Below are 14,207 nucleotides of genomic sequence, written 5' to 3'. Positions count from 1 at the left end.
CCGACAAAATGGACCTCGACCTCAGCGACGAGCAGCTGCTGCTGCGGGACACGGTGCGGGACCTGTGCGCGAAGCACGTGCCGTTGGACACGGTGCGCGCCCTGGAGAACGACCCGGAGCGCTACCCGGAGGACTTCTGGAAGCAGGCCGGACAGCTCGGCCTGCACGGGATGCGGCTGCCGGAGGAGCACGGCGGCACCGCCATGACGCTGCTGGACGCGGCCCTGGTCTACGCCGAGTTCGGGCGCGCGCTGGTGCCCTCGCCGCATTTCGCGGGCACCGTCCTGGCCGGCCGGGTGCTCGACGCCGCGGGCAGCGCCGAGCAGCGGGAGCGGTGGCTGCCGCGGATCGCGTCGGGCGCCGGGGTGTTCACCGTGGCGTGGCTCGAACCCGATCGCGGCTGCGGGCCGAAGGGCGTGCGGGCGAAGGCGGTGCCGGCCGAGGGCGGCGGCTACCGGCTGACCGGGGTCAAGCGGCACGTCCCCTACGCCCGGAGCTCGGAGCGGGTGATGGTCCTGGCCCGGGACGAGGCCACGGGCGAGGTGGTGTTCCCGCTGGTGGATCCGGCGGCCGAGGGCGTGCGGCTCACGCAGCAGCTGACCGTCGCCTCGGACACCCAGTACCGGATCGACTTCGAGGACGTCTTCGTGCCCGAGGACGGCGTCGTGCGCGGCGGCTGGCCGGTCTGGGACGCGGTGATGCACGACGCCATCGTGCTGGCGGCGGCCCAGATGGTCGGCGCGGCCCGGCGCACACTGGAGTTCACGGTCGAGTACGCGCTGACCCGGCACCAGTTCGACAAGCCGCTGGGAGCGTTCCAGGCCATCGCGCACTACCTCGCCGACGCCGTGACCGCGATCGACGGCGCGGAGACGCTGGTCTGGGAGGCGGCGTGGGCCCGGGACGCGGGACGGTCCACGGCGAAGCTCGCGCCGATGGCGAAGCTGTTCGCGGGCGACACGTTCCGGGACGTGACGGCGACCGCGCAGCAGATCTTCGGCGGGAACGGGTTCACGGTGGAGTTCGACACGCAGCTGTACTTCCGGCGGGCGAAGCAGTGGCAGATGGCGTGGTGGGACGCGCGGTATCTGGAGGAGCTGATCGCGGCGCAGGTGCTGGACGCCGCGTAGGGGGAAGCCGGGGTCAAGGACGGCACCTGAGATCCGCCGACTCGCGTTCTCCGGACGCGCGGCGGTTACGGCTTGACGGCCCGCGTGGCGAAGTAACCGGGCATGTACCGGGCGGTGGCATCCGCGTGGTGCGGGGCTTCGTCCAAGTGGGTCAGGATGAAGCCTGCCGCGAGCTGGCCGCCGATCTGCCCGGTGAGTGAGTGGCTGTATTCGATCGGCCCGGTCCCGTACGAGCGCTGCCGCTCGGCGTCTGGGAGATCAAGGCTGCTGAACGGGAGCTTGTGGCGCACTATGAGCTCACCCCGCTCGTCCAACGCCGTGACGTCGAAAATGAAGATGTCGGGGTTCAGGAACCCGGCCATCAGGATTCCGCCCGGGCGGAGAACCCGGAAGGCCTCCCGCCAGACCGGTGCGAGATCGGGGCAGAACACGTTGGACACCGGATTGAAGACGACATCGAAGCCGGCATCGGGAAACACGCTCAGGTCGCGCATGTCGCCGAGCACGGTACGGACGGCCAGGCTCTCGCGGGTGGCGACCTCCCGGTCGCGGTCCAGTTGCCGCGGCGAGTTGTCCAGGACCGTCACGACCGCGCCCGCTGCCGAGAGCACCGGCCCCTGCTGCCCTCCGCCGGAAGCCAGGCACAGCACCTCGGCGCCGGCCAGTTCAGCCGGGAACCAGCCGCGCGGAACCGGCTCGTGGCCGATCAGGACGACGGACCAATCGCCGGCCCGGGCCCGGGCGATGACCTCCGGCCCGACCGGCTGGGTCCATTCGTTGCTGTTCTCCACCTCGCGGTCCCAGGCGGCGCGGTTATAGGCCACGGGATCAATGTTGTCCGTCACAACGGGAAAGCTTAGGGGCCCGGCCCAGTCCGCCGCCCCGCCGGCGCCCCCGCGGTTCGCAGAAACGGGGTCAGCCAAGTGCCGCCCGGAGGGCCCGCACCGAGCGTTCGACGTCGTCCGCCGTCGTGCGCCAGTTGCTGAAGGCGGCCCGAATCGCCGGGACGCCCTGGTAGACCGTCGGCGTGAAGAAGGCCTCCTCCGAGACGGCGCGGATCAGGGCCTGGATCCGGTCGGCAGTCGGGTCGTCGGCGAGGGTGAAGCAGACGACGTTCAGCCGAAGGGGCGCCAGGGGCACGAGTCCGGGGGTGGCTTCCACCGCGGCGTGGAACGCCAGCGCCGACTCGGCGCAGTGTTCCACGATCTCACGGTGGCCTTCACGGCCGTAGGCGCGCAGGGTGAACCACGCGGCCAGGGCGCGCAGGCGGTGGGAGTTCTCTGGGGTCAGGTGGACCAGGTCCGGCTCCTCGCCGAGCGGGCCCAGGTATGCCGCCGAATTCTGGAACACCGAGGTCTGCAGGTCACGGCGGCGGGTGAACTGGATCGCGCTGTCGTAGGGGACGTTGAGCCACTTGTGGAGGTCGATGCAGATCGAGTCGGCCTCGTCCAGGCCGGCGACGTGGTGCGCGTGGCGCGGGGACAGCGCCGCGAAGCCCCCGAAGGCCGCGTCGACGTGCAGCCAGAAGTCGTGGCGGGCACGCAGGGCCGCGATGGCACGGAGGTCGTCGAAGTCGACGGTGTTCACCGTGCCGGCGTTGGCGACCACGACGCAGGGGCCCTCGGCCGCCTCCAGTTCGCGTTCCAAAGCGGCGACGTCGACGGCTTCGCGGTTGTGCAGCACGGGGACCGGCACCAACGCGCTCCTGCCGAGGCCGAGCATCGACAGCGCCTTCGCGATGCTGGAGTGCGCCGTCCCGGACAGCACGCGCACTCGCCCGAGAGCGGCGGCGCCGTTTGCGGCCACTGAGACCCCGAGCCGGGTCCCGAGCCACTCACGGGCGATGGCCAGGCCGACGAAGTTGGACATGGTGGCGCCGCTGACGAAGGTTCCGGAGTGCGCCGGACCGAGGCCGAAGAGCTCGCGGAGCCAGGCGACGGTCTGGCGCTCCAGCCCTTGGCCGCCGTACTCGAACGACGAGTTCGCGTTCTGGTCCAGGGCCGCCGTCAGCCAGTCGCCGGCCAGCGCGGCAGGTGTGGTGCCGCCGGTGACGAAGCCGAAGTAGCGCGGCCCGGCGCTGGCCGACATGTGCGGTTCCCAGAGCTCGGTGAACTCGGCCAGAGCAGCCGCCGCGCCGACGCCGTCCGCCGGCAGCGGCACCGCGTCGGGGACTCGTGCCCCGCCTCGTACGCCCGCGGCGACGACGGGGCGGGAGTCCAGACCGGCCAGGACCGCGGCGGCCCGGTCGCGGGCCAGGTCCAGGAGGTCCGGCAGCTGTGCGAGGTCATCCGCGAGAAGGCGATGCATGCGCCCGACCCTAACGTCAGCGGTGATCATCGCGCGCGGGCCAATTCGGAAGAGGTGGAGTCCTGCGGCCGGGGCTGGGCGCTGACAGCGGGGCTGAACGCTTATGCCGCCAACGCGGCCGTGGACCCGTGGGTGAAGGCGGCGACCACGCGGCAGATCCAGGAGACGCTCGCCGGCTGAGCGGCGGCGAGTAGGCAAGAACCTGTCCGCGCGCATCAGCCTCCTGGTCGCCTACCCCTTCCGCGCCACCACCCCGTAAGCGATCTGCCGCTCCCGCACCGCCCGCGCCACCGCACCCTCCGGCCGCCACTCCGCCATGGGCACCAGCCCCGGTGCGATCGGCTCCCAGTCCCCCACCAGCTCCAACACCTCGCGGGCATCGCGCAGCCGGCACGCGATCGAGGACTGCCGATACGCCGCCGCGGTGGCCCGGGCCAGGTCCGCGGCCAGGTCGGCGGTGCCGTGGGTGAGCACCAGGTGGCTGCCGGACGGGCACGCGTCCATCAGCGTCCTCAGATGGTGCGCCGGGGACTCGTGATCCGGCAGGAAGTGAAGCAGCCCCGTCACCAGGATCGCGACCGGTTGCCCGAGATCGATGAGCGCGGTCAGGACCGGGTCCTGGAGCAGCGCCCCCGGAGTGCGCAAGTCGCCCTCGACGAACGCCGTGCCGTCGCCGCCGTCGGCGAGCAGCACGCGGGCGTGCGACAGCACGATCGGGTCGTTGTCCACGTACGCGACCCGGGCCGCGGGGTCGACGGCGCGCGCCATCTGGTGCGTGGTGGGGGTGCTGGGCAGGCCGGTGCCGATGTCGACGAACTGGCGCAGCCCGGCGGCGGCCAGGTGGCGGACGGCGCGGCGGAGGAAGTCGCGCTGCTGGCGGCAGGTGTCGCGGATGTGCGGGTTGGCGCGCTGGATCAGTTCGGCGGCTTGGCGGTCGGCGCGGAAGTGGTCCTTGCCGCCGAGCAGGAAGTCGTAGACGCGGGCGACATGGGGGGCTTCGGTGTCGACGGTGAGCGGCTGCCAGCCTGCGGCGTCGTCGAGGAGCGGGGGCAGCGGGTCCAGTCCGTCGTGATCGGCCATGCACCCTCCTGGCGGGCCGGGCCCGGGGCCGGTTTCGTCAGCGCTCGAAGGCCCCAGGATAACCAAACTCCGTCTCTGGTCTAGAGCACTTCAGGTGACGATATGATCTATGCCGGTCAGGAGCGGGAACGGCTAGGAGCGGCGGTCGCCCATGCGGGACAAGGAACGACGCTCGGTGGCGGCCGTGTTCGGGGCGCACGGGGCGGGCTCCGGCACTTTCGCCTCGCGCCTGCCATGGCTGTCGGATCACCTGCACCTGTCGGCCGGCAAGCTGGGGATAGCCCTGCTGATGACGTCGATCGGCGCGATCTGCGCGATGCCGTTCGCCGGCCGGCTGGTGGCCCGTCTGGGTACGAAGATCGTGGCCCGCGTGTTGATCTGCGCGTTCGCCCTGGTGGTCCTGGCCGCCTCGTGGATGCCGAGCCTGCCGGCGCTCGCCGCCGCCACGACCGTGCTGGGCGCCGTCGGCGGCACCTCGGACATGGCGATGAACGCGCAGGGCATCCTGGTCGAGAAGCGGATGGGCCGCTCCATCATGTCCGGATTGCACGGCAGCTGGAGCACCGGCGTCCTGGTCGCCGCCCTGGCCGGTTCCCTGGCCGCGCACCAGCATGTCAGCGCCCGCGTGCACTTCGCGATCGCGGCGGCGGTGATCGCCGCGGTCGCGGTGGCGGCCACCCACGCCTTCCGCACCACGGCGGCCGACGTCGGCCTGGCCGAGGAGAAGTCCGAGGACGTGCCGCTGTTCGTGGTGCCGCGCGGCGTGATCCTGCTGATCGGCCTAGTCGGTTTCTGCGGCATCTACGCCGAGGTCGCCGCCCAGGACTGGTCCTCGGTCTACATGCACCGCACCCTGCACGGCGACGAGGCCGAGGCCGCCTTCACCACCGGCATGTTCGCCTTCACCATGGCCGCCGGCCGCCTCTCCGGCGACGCCGTGGTCGGCCGTCTCGGCGCCGCCGCCACCGTCCGCGCCTGCGGCGTCGTCGGCGCGCTCGGCGGCCTCCTGGTCGTCGTCGCCAGGTCCCCCCTCCCGGCCGTCGTCGGCTTCATGCTGATCGGCGTCGGCGTCAGCGTGGTGGTCCCGCTCGCCTTCGCCGCCGCCGGCCACGCCGGACCGAACCCGACGCTGGGCGTGGCAGGCGTCGCGACCATCGCCTACGGAGCCGGCATGGCCGCGCCCGGCATGATCGGCGGCATCGCGAACCTGACGTCGCTGCGCGTGGCGTTCACGGCGGTCACGGTGCTGGCGGGTCTGGTCGCGCTCGGCGGCGGGCTGCTGGGACGGAACGCGCCGGCGGCGGTGCACGGGGGCGGGGGCGAGGCGGCGGGCGCGAGCGCTCACGCGGACGCGGTCGGGTTGGCGGCCGCCGCCGAGGCGGAGGCGCTGGCCAACGAAGGGTGAGACGGGGCCCGGTCGGCGGAACCGGCGGGCCGCCGCACCATCAGCATCCTCACCCGGCGTTGAAGTACGAAGCCTCCGGATGGTGCGCCACGATCGCGTCGGTCGACTGCTCCGGGTGCAGCTGGTACTCCTCCGACAGGCGCACGCCGATGCGTTCGGGCTTCAGCAGCTCGACGATCTTGGCACGGTCCTCCAGGTCCGGGCAGGCCGGGTAGCCGAAGGAGTAGCGGCAGCCGCGGTATTCGACCTTGAACAGGGCCTCGACGGAGGCCGGGTCCTCGTTCGCGAAGCCGAGTTCGTCGCGGACGCGGGCGTGCCAGTACTCGGCCAGGGCCTCGGCCAGCTGGACCGACAGGCCGTGCAGCTCCATGTACTCGCGGTAGGAGTTCGCGGCGAACAGTTCCGCAGTGGCCTCGGCGATGCGCGCGCCGACCGTCACCAGCTGGAACGGGGCCACGTCGACCTCGCCGGTGTCCTCCGGGCGCCAGAAGTCGGCCAGGCACAGGTGCCGGTCGCGGCGCTGGCGGGGGAAGGTGAAGCTCATGCGCTCCTGGCGGGAGTCGTCTGCGTCGTCGAGGATCAGCAGGCTGTCGCCCTTGCTCACGGCCGGGAAGTAGCCGTAGACCACCGCGGCTTCGAGCAGGTTCTCGGTCTGGAGGCGCTCCAGCCACATCCGCAGGCGCGGGCGGCCCTCCTCCTCGACCAGTTCCTCATACGTGCGGCCGCCGGTGCCGCGCCCCGGCTTCAGGCCCCACTGCCCCAGGAACAGCGCGCGCTCGTCGAGGTAGGGGGCGTACTCGGCCAGGCGGATGCCCTTGACCAGGCGGTCGCCCCAGAACGGCGGGGTGGGGATCGCGTTGTCCATCGCCACGTCGGAGCGGGTGGGGATCGGCTCGTCGGGGACGGTGCGCAGCGGGCCCGTGGCCTTCACCCGGCGGGGGCGCAGCGCCGGCAGGGAGGCGCCCGGCACGCCGGCCTTCACCGCCGCGACCGCGTCCATCAGGTGCAGCCCCTCGAACGCGTCGCGGGCGTAGCGGACCTCGCCCTGGTACAGCTCGGCCAGGTCCTGCTCGACGTAGGCGCGGGTGAGCGCGGCGCCGCCGAGCAGCACCGGCCAGCGGGAGGCGACCCCGCGGGTGTTCATCTCCTCCAGGTTCTCCTTCATCACCACCGTGGACTTCACCAGCAGGCCCGACATGCCGATGGCGTCGGCGGCGTGCTCCTCGGCGGCGTCCAGGATGGTCTGCAGCGGCTGCTTGATGCCGAGGTTGACCACGTTGTAGCCGTTGTTGGACAGGATGATGTCGACCAGGTTCTTGCCGATGTCGTGGACGTCGCCCTTCACCGTGGCCAGCACGATCGTGCCCTTGCCGGTGGAGTCGGACTTCTCCATGTGCGGCTCCAGGTGCGCCACCGCCGCCTTCATCGTCTCGGCGCTCTGCAGCACGAACGGCAGCTGCATCTCACCGGAGCCGAACAGCTCTCCGACGGTCTTCATCCCGTCCAGCAGCACCTCGTTGACGATCTCCAGCGCGGGCCGCTCCTGCAGGGCGGTGTCCAGGTCGCCTTCCAGGCCCTTGCGCTCGCCGTCGATGATGCGCCGCTTCAGGCGCTCCTCCAGCGGCAGCGCGGCCAGCTCGTCGGCGCGCGAGGCCTTCTGGGAGGCGGCGTCCACGCCCTCGAACAGCTCCAGCAGCCGGGTCAACGGGTCGTAGCCCTCGGCCCGCCGGTCGTAGACCAGGTCCAGGGCGACCTTCCGCTGCTCCTCCGGGATCCGGGCGATCGGCAGGATCTTGGAGGCGTGCACGATCGCCGAGTCCAGCCCGGCCTCGACGCACTCGTGCAGGAACACCGAGTTCAGCACCTGCCGCGCGGCCGGGTTCAGGCCGAAGGAGATGTTCGACAGGCCCAGCGTGGTCTGCACGTCCGGGTGCCGCCGCTTCAGCTCCCGGATGGCCTCGATGGTCTCCAGGCCGTCGCGCCGCGACTCCTCCTGCCCGGTACAGATCGTGAAGGTGAGGCAGTCCACGAGGATCGAGTCCTCCGGCACGCCCCAGTTCCCCGTGATGTCCTCGATCAGCCGCTCGGCGATGGCCACCTTGTGCTCGGCCGTGCGGGCCTGGCCCTGCTCGTCGATGGTCAGCGCGATGACGCCGGCGCCGTGCTCGGACACCAGCCCCATGATCCGCGCGAACCGGGAGTCGGGGGCGTCGCCGTCCTCGTAGTTCACGGAGTTGATGACGGCGCGCCCGCCGAGGGTCTCCAGTCCGGCGCGCAGGACGTCGGGCTCGGTGGAGTCCAGCACGATCGGCAGCGTGGAGGCCGTCGCGAACCGCCCGGCCACCTCCCGCATGTCCGCCACACCGTCTCGGCCCACGTAGTCGACGCAGAGGTCGAGCATGTGCGCGCCGTCGCGGATCTGGTTGCGCGCGATCTCCACGCACGCGTCCCAGTTCTCCGCCAGCAGCGCCTCGCGGAACGCCTTGGAGCCGTTGGTGTTCGCCCGCTCGCCGATCGCCAGGTAGCTGATGTCCTGGCGGAAAGGCACGTGCTGGTACAGCGACGACGCCCCGGCCTCGCGCCGCGGCGCCCGCGGCGCCACCTCGCGCCCGCCGACCCGCTCGACCAGCTGCCGCAGGTGCTCCGGCGTGGTGCCGCAGCACCCGCCGACCAGCGACATGCCGTACTCGGTGACGAAGCGCTCCTGCCAGTCGGCGAACTCGGTCGGGCCCAGGGGGTAGTGCGCGCCGTCGGAGGTGAGGACGGGCAGGCCCGCGTTCGGCATGCACGACAGGCCGATCCCGGAGTGCTTGGCCAGGTAGCGCATGTGCTCGCTCATCTCGGCCGGCCCGGTCGAGCAGTTCAGGCCGACGCGCTCGATCCCCAGCGGCTCCAGCGCGGTCAGCGCCGCGCCGATCTCGGTGCCGAGCAGCATCGTGCCGGTGGTCTCGAACGCGGCCTGCGCCCACACCGGGACGTCGACCCCGGAGGCGGCGATCGCCGCCTTGCACCCCAGCACGGCGGCCTTGATCTGCAGCAGGTCCTGGCTGGTCTCCACGAGCAGCGCGTCCGCGCCGCCGGCGATCAGCCCGGCGGCCTCGGCCTGATAGGCGTCCCGCAACGTGCGGTAGGAGATCTGGCCGAGCGAGGGGAGCTTGGTGCCCGGGCCGATCGAACCGATCACCCAGCGCGGCCTGTCCTTGGTGCTGAAGTCGTCGGCGACCTCGCGGGCGAGCCGGGCGCCGGCCTCGGAGAGCTCGTGGATCCGGTCGGCGATGCCGTAGTCGCCCAGGTTGGTGTGGTTGGCGCCGAAGGTGTTGGTCTCGACGCAGTCCACGCCGGCCCGGAAGTACTCCTCGTGCACCGAACGGACGATGTCCGGACGGGACAGGTTGAGGATCTCGTTGCAGCCCTCGTGGCCCTGGAAGTCGTCCAGCGTCGGGTTCTGCGCCTGGAGCATGGTGCCCATGGCCCCGTCGGCCACCACCACCCTCGTGCGGAGGGCTTCGCGCAACGCTGCGGACCTGGTGTTTCCGGCGTGCGCGGACGACGAGGCGGTCGAGGCCATGATGGTTCCTCCGGGTGAGCGGCTGCTCTTGCTGTGACCACTGCTGTGACCAATCCCGACCGATTCTAGTCCGCGGGGCTTACCGGATCTTGGAGTGTCCACGGAATGGAGCTGGAGCTGCGGGGCGCCGGCGCGGACGCCCTGGACGGCGAGCGCCCGGCGCCGCCTCTGGCGCCGGCGTCCGGCGCCGCGTGCCCCGCGGACGGTCCTGCGGCCCGCTCGCCGCCTCGCCCGAACGCCCGCTCAGCGGCCGGCGGCGGCCAGCTCCACGACCTGACCCCGTTCCGGCACCGCCTCCGCCACCTCCCGGATCACCGCCTCCACCGGCCCCGCCGCCCCGCCCGCCAGCCGCCGGACCACCTCCCGCCAGCGCTCCGGACGGCCGTCGAGGTGCGCGGCCACCAGGGCCTCGCGCGGGAAGTGGCCGGCGCGGTCGAGCTCGGCGTCGGTGCGCAGCGCCTGGTAGCGGTGGTCCTGGTCGGAGACCGCGTCCAGCCAGTGCCGGCGCGGCACCTGCCGGGCGGCGTCGACCAACGGGTCCGCGGTGCCGGTGAGCTGCGACGCCCGCACCGCCGGCAGGGCCTGCTCCAGGCTGCCGGTGCGCTGCAGCTCCAGCGCCCACACCGGCTCCGGGCCGACCGCGGACGCGAGCGCGCCGTACGCGCACACCAGCGCCGCCGTGGTGACCCGGCCGCTGACCGCGAGGACCACCTGCCGGAGCGTCACGGGGTCGTCGGTCATGTCCCACACCAGGTCCAGCAGCTGGTCGAGGCGGTCGCCGGCGAGGTTCTGGGCCCAGGTGCGGACCTGGGCCGGATCGCGCTCGAACGCCCGGAACGCGGCCCGCCGGAACCGCGGCGGAGCGACCCGGCGCAGCAGCAGCTCCTGCGCGCTCCCGGCGCCGGCCCGCTCCAGCGCGGAGTCCGGGCACAGCTCGTTGCGGGCGAGCCACCGCCGCTGCGCGGGCAGGCCGCGGTCCAGCACGTGGTCGACGAGCGGCCGGGTCAGCGGTCCGCTGGTGAGCAGCCAGCCCCAGCGGAGCTGCGGCGGTCCCGGTGGAACGGGTTTCGGCACGTCGTGGAGGGCTGCCAGGTAACGGCCCGCGACGTCGCGCGGCGCGAGCCCGAGCAGCAGGCTCTGGGGGTTGTGGTCGGTGCGCGGCGAGCCGAAGAAGCGGCGGAAGCCACCCGGGGCGTCCGCGCCGGACGGATCGGGCCGGTCAGGCCTTTCGGGTCCGGCAGACCCGGCGGACCCGGCGGACCCGTCCGGGCCACCGCAGGCGTCGAGCAGCTCCCCCAGCGTCCCGCCGAAGCCGCCGCTCGCGTCCAGCATCGTCGACCAGCGTTCCTGGTCCTCCCCCAGCTTCGCGGCCAGCAGCCCCCTGACGAGAACCCTGACGTCACCGGTCGCCCGGCGCGCGCCGGGCTGCACGTACTCCTCCGGCGTGCACACCCCCAGCGTCACGGTCAGCACCGCCGGACGCGTGTGCTCCACGACCTGCCCGGCGGTCAGTGTCCCGGACCGCAGCGCATCCAACGCCAGGGTCCGCAGCCGCGACACCGTGACGTCGCGGTAGTCGTCGGCGGCCGCGTCGTCCAGGGCGCGCCGGTACTCCGGCAGGCCCATCGTCCGTACCGGCACGCACTCGGGCTGCTGGACCAGCCGGCATGCCAGGACCTCCCGCGCGACCGACGGCCGCTCGCCGAGCACCGCCGCGACGACCGCCGGGGCCAGCGGCAACGCGATCGCGCCCACCGCCTCGGCGAGCGCCTCCGGTGCCATGGCGCGCAGGACGCCCGCCACGTCCGCGGGCCGCGCCGCGTCGAGCAGCCGCAGCACGCGGGCCGGGCCGGGCGCCGGATCGGCGGCCGCGGGGTCCCGGACCGCCGTACTCTGCGTCACCCACACGGGCGACGTCAGCGCCTCCATCGCCCACCTCCCCGTAAGCCTGCCCATCTGCGGTTCCGATCGAGGCTACAGCGCTTGCCGGGCTGAGGGTCCGCCGCTGCGACGTCGGATTCCCGTCACGGGGTCACCCGGTCGGCGCAGGTTCAGCCTTCGGAGGGCGTGCCGGTCCCCGTCCCGCGCTCCGCTGTAAAGCAAGCTTGACACCTCCGAGTGTCAAGCGTACTTTCCATCCATGCGGAACGACATGCGGGCTCTGCGTCAGGGCAAGGGCCTGTCGCAGCAGGACCTGGGGCAGGCGCTCGGCGTCTCGCGGCAGACGGTCAACGCGATCGAGCAGTGCCGCTACGACCCGTCGCTGCCGCTGGCCATCCGCATCGCCCGGTACTTCGGCACCACAGTGGAGGAGATGTTCCATGTCGACGGGGACTGAGCAGGGCACCGGCACCGGCGACGGCGGGAGGCGCGGCGGCGGGTGGGCCGTCCCGGTGACCGGAGTGCTGATCGGCTGCGTCTATCTCGCGGTCTTCCTGGCCCGGCACGACGTACCGATGGCCCTGTTCGGGCTCGGGGTCATGGTCGCCTACGTCGTCGCCCTCCGGCTGTTCTCCGGCCGTTGGGAGACCGCGGCGCTGCTCGGCGGCGACACCGGTGACGAACGCCGCCGCGCCATCGACGAGCGGGCGGCGGCCACGACGCTGCGGGTGCTGGCGCCGGTGCTGGTCGTCGGGTTCTTCGTCTCGGCGGCGCGTGGGACCGGGGCGACGACGTGGGCGATGCTTTCCGCGGTGGTCGGAGGCGTCTACATCGTCTCGACGATCGTCCTGACCCGGCGCGGCTGAGGGACGCCGCGCACCGGGACGCGGGACGCCGCGGCGCGGAGCGCAGGCTCCGAGCGCCGCGGCGTCCCCGGGATCAGTCAGCAGTCTGCGACGTGACCCGCGCCGTCAGTACCACGCGACGACCGTGACCTCCGTGTTCGGCACCCACGCCTCGCGGTGGTTGTAGTCGATCGCGAACCACAGGTTGCTGGTGCCGTCCTCGAACACCGACTTCGGCGCGGCCCACTCCGAGCCGGTCGGCGCGGTGCCGATGACGTACGTGGAGCTGGTCGTCGGCCGGCCGTAGATCTTGATGGTGCCGTTCTTCGTGGTCGGCTTCAGGCTCAGCACGTAGGAGTGGACGGGGACCGCCGAGCCGGCCGGCACGGCCACCCACGCCAGCTTCGCGTCGGCGTACTGGCTCGGCGACGAGCCGCCCAGCCTGTCGTTCTCCCCGTACCAGATCTGGTACATCTCCATCCCGGTGCCGGCCTCGTCCGCCTGCTCGGCGAGGTAGTAGTACGGCATCTGGGTCTCGATGTTCGTGGTCTCGTCCGTGGGGTCGGTGCCCGACGCCCCGGGGATGACCGGGTCCGCGGTACTGGGACCGGTGTAGAGGGTGAAGAAGCTGTTGTTGGCCGTGGTCTCAGTGCCGTTGGCGCCCAGCGGCGCCTGGTCGCTGCTCGGGTTGACCCGGAACAGGCCCGCGGCGGGGGTGTTCCCGGTCGGGTAGGGCACGCCCTGGGCGTGGATTAGGCCGAAGTAGTAGTCCCACAGCCAGTACTTGCCCGGGTCGACGTGGTTCGGCGAGGTGCCGGTGGTCGGCGCCGGGGTCGTGCCGTGCGCGGTGATGTGGGCGTGGTCCAAGGGGATGTTGTACTTGTTCAGCAGATACGCGACCAGCTTGGCCGAGGCCAGGTACTCGGTGGCGTTGTACCACTGGTAGCCGGTGGCGTCGATGCCCGCGTGCTCGATGCCGACGGCGTGCTCGTTGTAATAGAAGTTCCCCGCGTGGTACGCGATGTCCTTCTCTCTGAGCGCTTGGTACACGGTGCCGTCGGAGTCGACGATGTAGTGCACGCTGACACCGCTGTTCGGATCCTGGAAGGTGCTCAGGGCGTCCTGCGCGGTGCCCTCGATGTCGTGGATGGTCACGGCGTACATGGCGAAGCTCGACGGGCGGCTGGAGCTCTGGTAGGTGCACGGCGAGGTCACGTTGCAGTCGTACGTGGCTGCCGGTACCACGCAGTCGACCGCGCCCGGGTAGTCGACGTTCGAGTCCTGCGTGCAGCCGGCCGGCAGCGCGGCGGCCACGGGCACCGAGGCCAGGCCGGACGTGTCCGGGGCCACGGCCTGCGGCGCCAGGGTCACGGTCTCGCCGTCGTCGGCGACGCCGCTGAACCCGGTGGCCAGCAGCTTGAACGCGGCGTCGGCGTACATCCCGGCCACCGACCGCGTGGAGGCGTGGCTGTAGGCCGCGATCGGCGCGTACCAGCCGGACACCGAGGCCGGCAGCTTCGGCGCCAGCGCGAGCGCCTCGGCCCGGAGCACGGCCGCGCCGCCCATGATGTTCGCGGCCGTGTCGTGCTGGAGCGCGGTGACGGTGAGGCCGGTCAGCTTCGCCGCCTGGTCGAGGGTGTCCGTGCTGCGGCCCTTCACGAGGTGCATGCAGCCGTAGCCGCCGTCCATGCTGGGCTGCCCGCCGTGCGCGCTGAGGCGGCCCTCCAAGTAGCAGACCGATTCCAGCACCTGCTCGGGCACGCCGTACTTCTGCGCCGCCCGGGCGAAGGCCGCGGTGACGCCGGAGGAGCTCGTCGCCTGCGCGGGAGCGCCGGCCAGGCCGCACGTGAGCAGGGTGACCACGGCCAGCAGGCCACCGGCCCACCTTCTTCGCCGAGCCGTGTCGCGTCGTCTCATGGGTCGCATTCACCGTCCTTCATCAGTATCCGGATCCGGATCCGCCACCGGACATGGTGCGGCCGGGACGGGCG

General features: G+C 72.4%; 10 protein-coding genes and 1 pseudogene. 5 read left to right on the top strand and 6 right to left on the bottom strand.

Annotation, left to right across the window (positions count from 1 at the left end):
- Positions 1 to 8: 8 nt before the first annotated feature.
- Positions 9 to 1,130 carry an acyl-CoA dehydrogenase family protein gene (locus tag ABD466_RS31760; RefSeq protein WP_344660900.1) on the top strand — a complete coding sequence of 374 codons (1,122 nt, stop codon included), beginning with the start codon at positions 9 to 11 and terminating at the stop codon, positions 1,128 to 1,130.
- Positions 1,131 to 1,195: 65 nt separating this feature from the next.
- Here ABD466_RS31760 and ABD466_RS31755 read toward each other — a convergent pair whose 3' ends face one another.
- Both ABD466_RS31755 and ABD466_RS31750 read right to left on the bottom strand, forming a co-directional pair.
- Positions 1,196 to 1,963, bottom strand: a complete 768-nt coding sequence (locus ABD466_RS31755) for a class I SAM-dependent methyltransferase (protein WP_344660939.1) — start codon at positions 1,961 to 1,963, stop codon at positions 1,196 to 1,198.
- A gap of 82 nt (positions 1,964 to 2,045) precedes the next feature.
- Complete coding sequence (locus ABD466_RS31750) at positions 2,046 to 3,437, bottom strand: pyridoxal phosphate-dependent decarboxylase family protein (protein ID WP_344660899.1); 1,392 nt, start codon at positions 3,435 to 3,437, stop codon at positions 2,046 to 2,048.
- 66 nt (positions 3,438 to 3,503) lie between these two features.
- On the opposite strand from ABD466_RS31750, the pseudogene ABD466_RS31745 reads away from it, so the two are divergent.
- Positions 3,504 to 3,617: pseudogene (locus ABD466_RS31745) on the top strand (phosphotransferase); the annotation flags it as partial.
- 51 nt (positions 3,618 to 3,668) lie between these two features.
- Here ABD466_RS31745 and ABD466_RS31740 read toward each other — a convergent pair.
- A complete protein-coding gene (locus tag ABD466_RS31740) occupies positions 3,669 to 4,517 on the bottom strand; it encodes an SAM-dependent methyltransferase (RefSeq protein WP_344660898.1) in 849 nt (282 codons plus the stop codon).
- Positions 4,518 to 4,668: 151 nt separating this feature from the next.
- On the opposite strand from ABD466_RS31740, the gene ABD466_RS31735 reads away from it, so the two are divergent.
- Complete coding sequence (locus ABD466_RS31735; RefSeq protein ID WP_344660897.1) at positions 4,669 to 5,922, top strand: MFS transporter; 1,254 nt, start codon at positions 4,669 to 4,671, stop codon at positions 5,920 to 5,922.
- A 49-nt stretch (positions 5,923 to 5,971) separates the two neighbouring features.
- Here the strand turns inward: ABD466_RS31735 and metH are convergent, their stop codons facing one another.
- A complete protein-coding gene (gene metH, locus ABD466_RS31730) occupies positions 5,972 to 9,490 on the bottom strand; it encodes a methionine synthase (RefSeq protein ID WP_344660896.1) in 3,519 nt (1,172 codons plus the stop codon).
- A gap of 243 nt (positions 9,491 to 9,733) precedes the next feature.
- Positions 9,734 to 11,419, bottom strand: coding sequence for a hypothetical protein (locus tag ABD466_RS31725; RefSeq protein ID WP_344660895.1), 1,686 nt, complete (start codon positions 11,417 to 11,419; stop codon positions 9,734 to 9,736).
- Between the two features lie 211 nt (positions 11,420 to 11,630).
- On the opposite strand from ABD466_RS31725, the gene ABD466_RS31720 reads away from it, so the two are divergent.
- Together ABD466_RS31720 and ABD466_RS31715 are read left to right on the top strand one after the other, a co-directional pair.
- Positions 11,631 to 11,828 (top strand): helix-turn-helix transcriptional regulator, encoded by a 198-nt coding sequence (locus ABD466_RS31720; protein WP_344660894.1) that lies wholly within the window; start codon positions 11,631 to 11,633, stop codon positions 11,826 to 11,828.
- Positions 11,812 to 12,237, top strand: coding sequence for a DUF2178 domain-containing protein (locus ABD466_RS31715; RefSeq protein WP_344660893.1), 426 nt, complete (start codon positions 11,812 to 11,814; stop codon positions 12,235 to 12,237). Before ABD466_RS31720 ends, ABD466_RS31715 begins: the two co-directional genes overlap by 17 nt.
- Positions 12,238 to 12,342: 105 nt before the next feature.
- On the opposite strand, the gene ABD466_RS31710 is transcribed toward ABD466_RS31715, so the two are convergent.
- Positions 12,343 to 14,133, bottom strand: a complete 1,791-nt coding sequence (locus ABD466_RS31710; protein ID WP_344660892.1) for an N-acetylmuramoyl-L-alanine amidase — start codon at positions 14,131 to 14,133, stop codon at positions 12,343 to 12,345.
- Between the last annotated feature and the right edge of the window lie 74 nt (positions 14,134 to 14,207).

The organism is Catenulispora subtropica (genome assembly GCF_039531675.1).
Lineage (GTDB): Bacteria > Actinomycetota > Actinomycetes > Streptomycetales > Catenulisporaceae > Catenulispora > Catenulispora subtropica.
The sequence above is the reverse complement of the archived record's forward strand: the minus strand, read 5'-3'. Positions and strand labels throughout refer to the sequence as shown.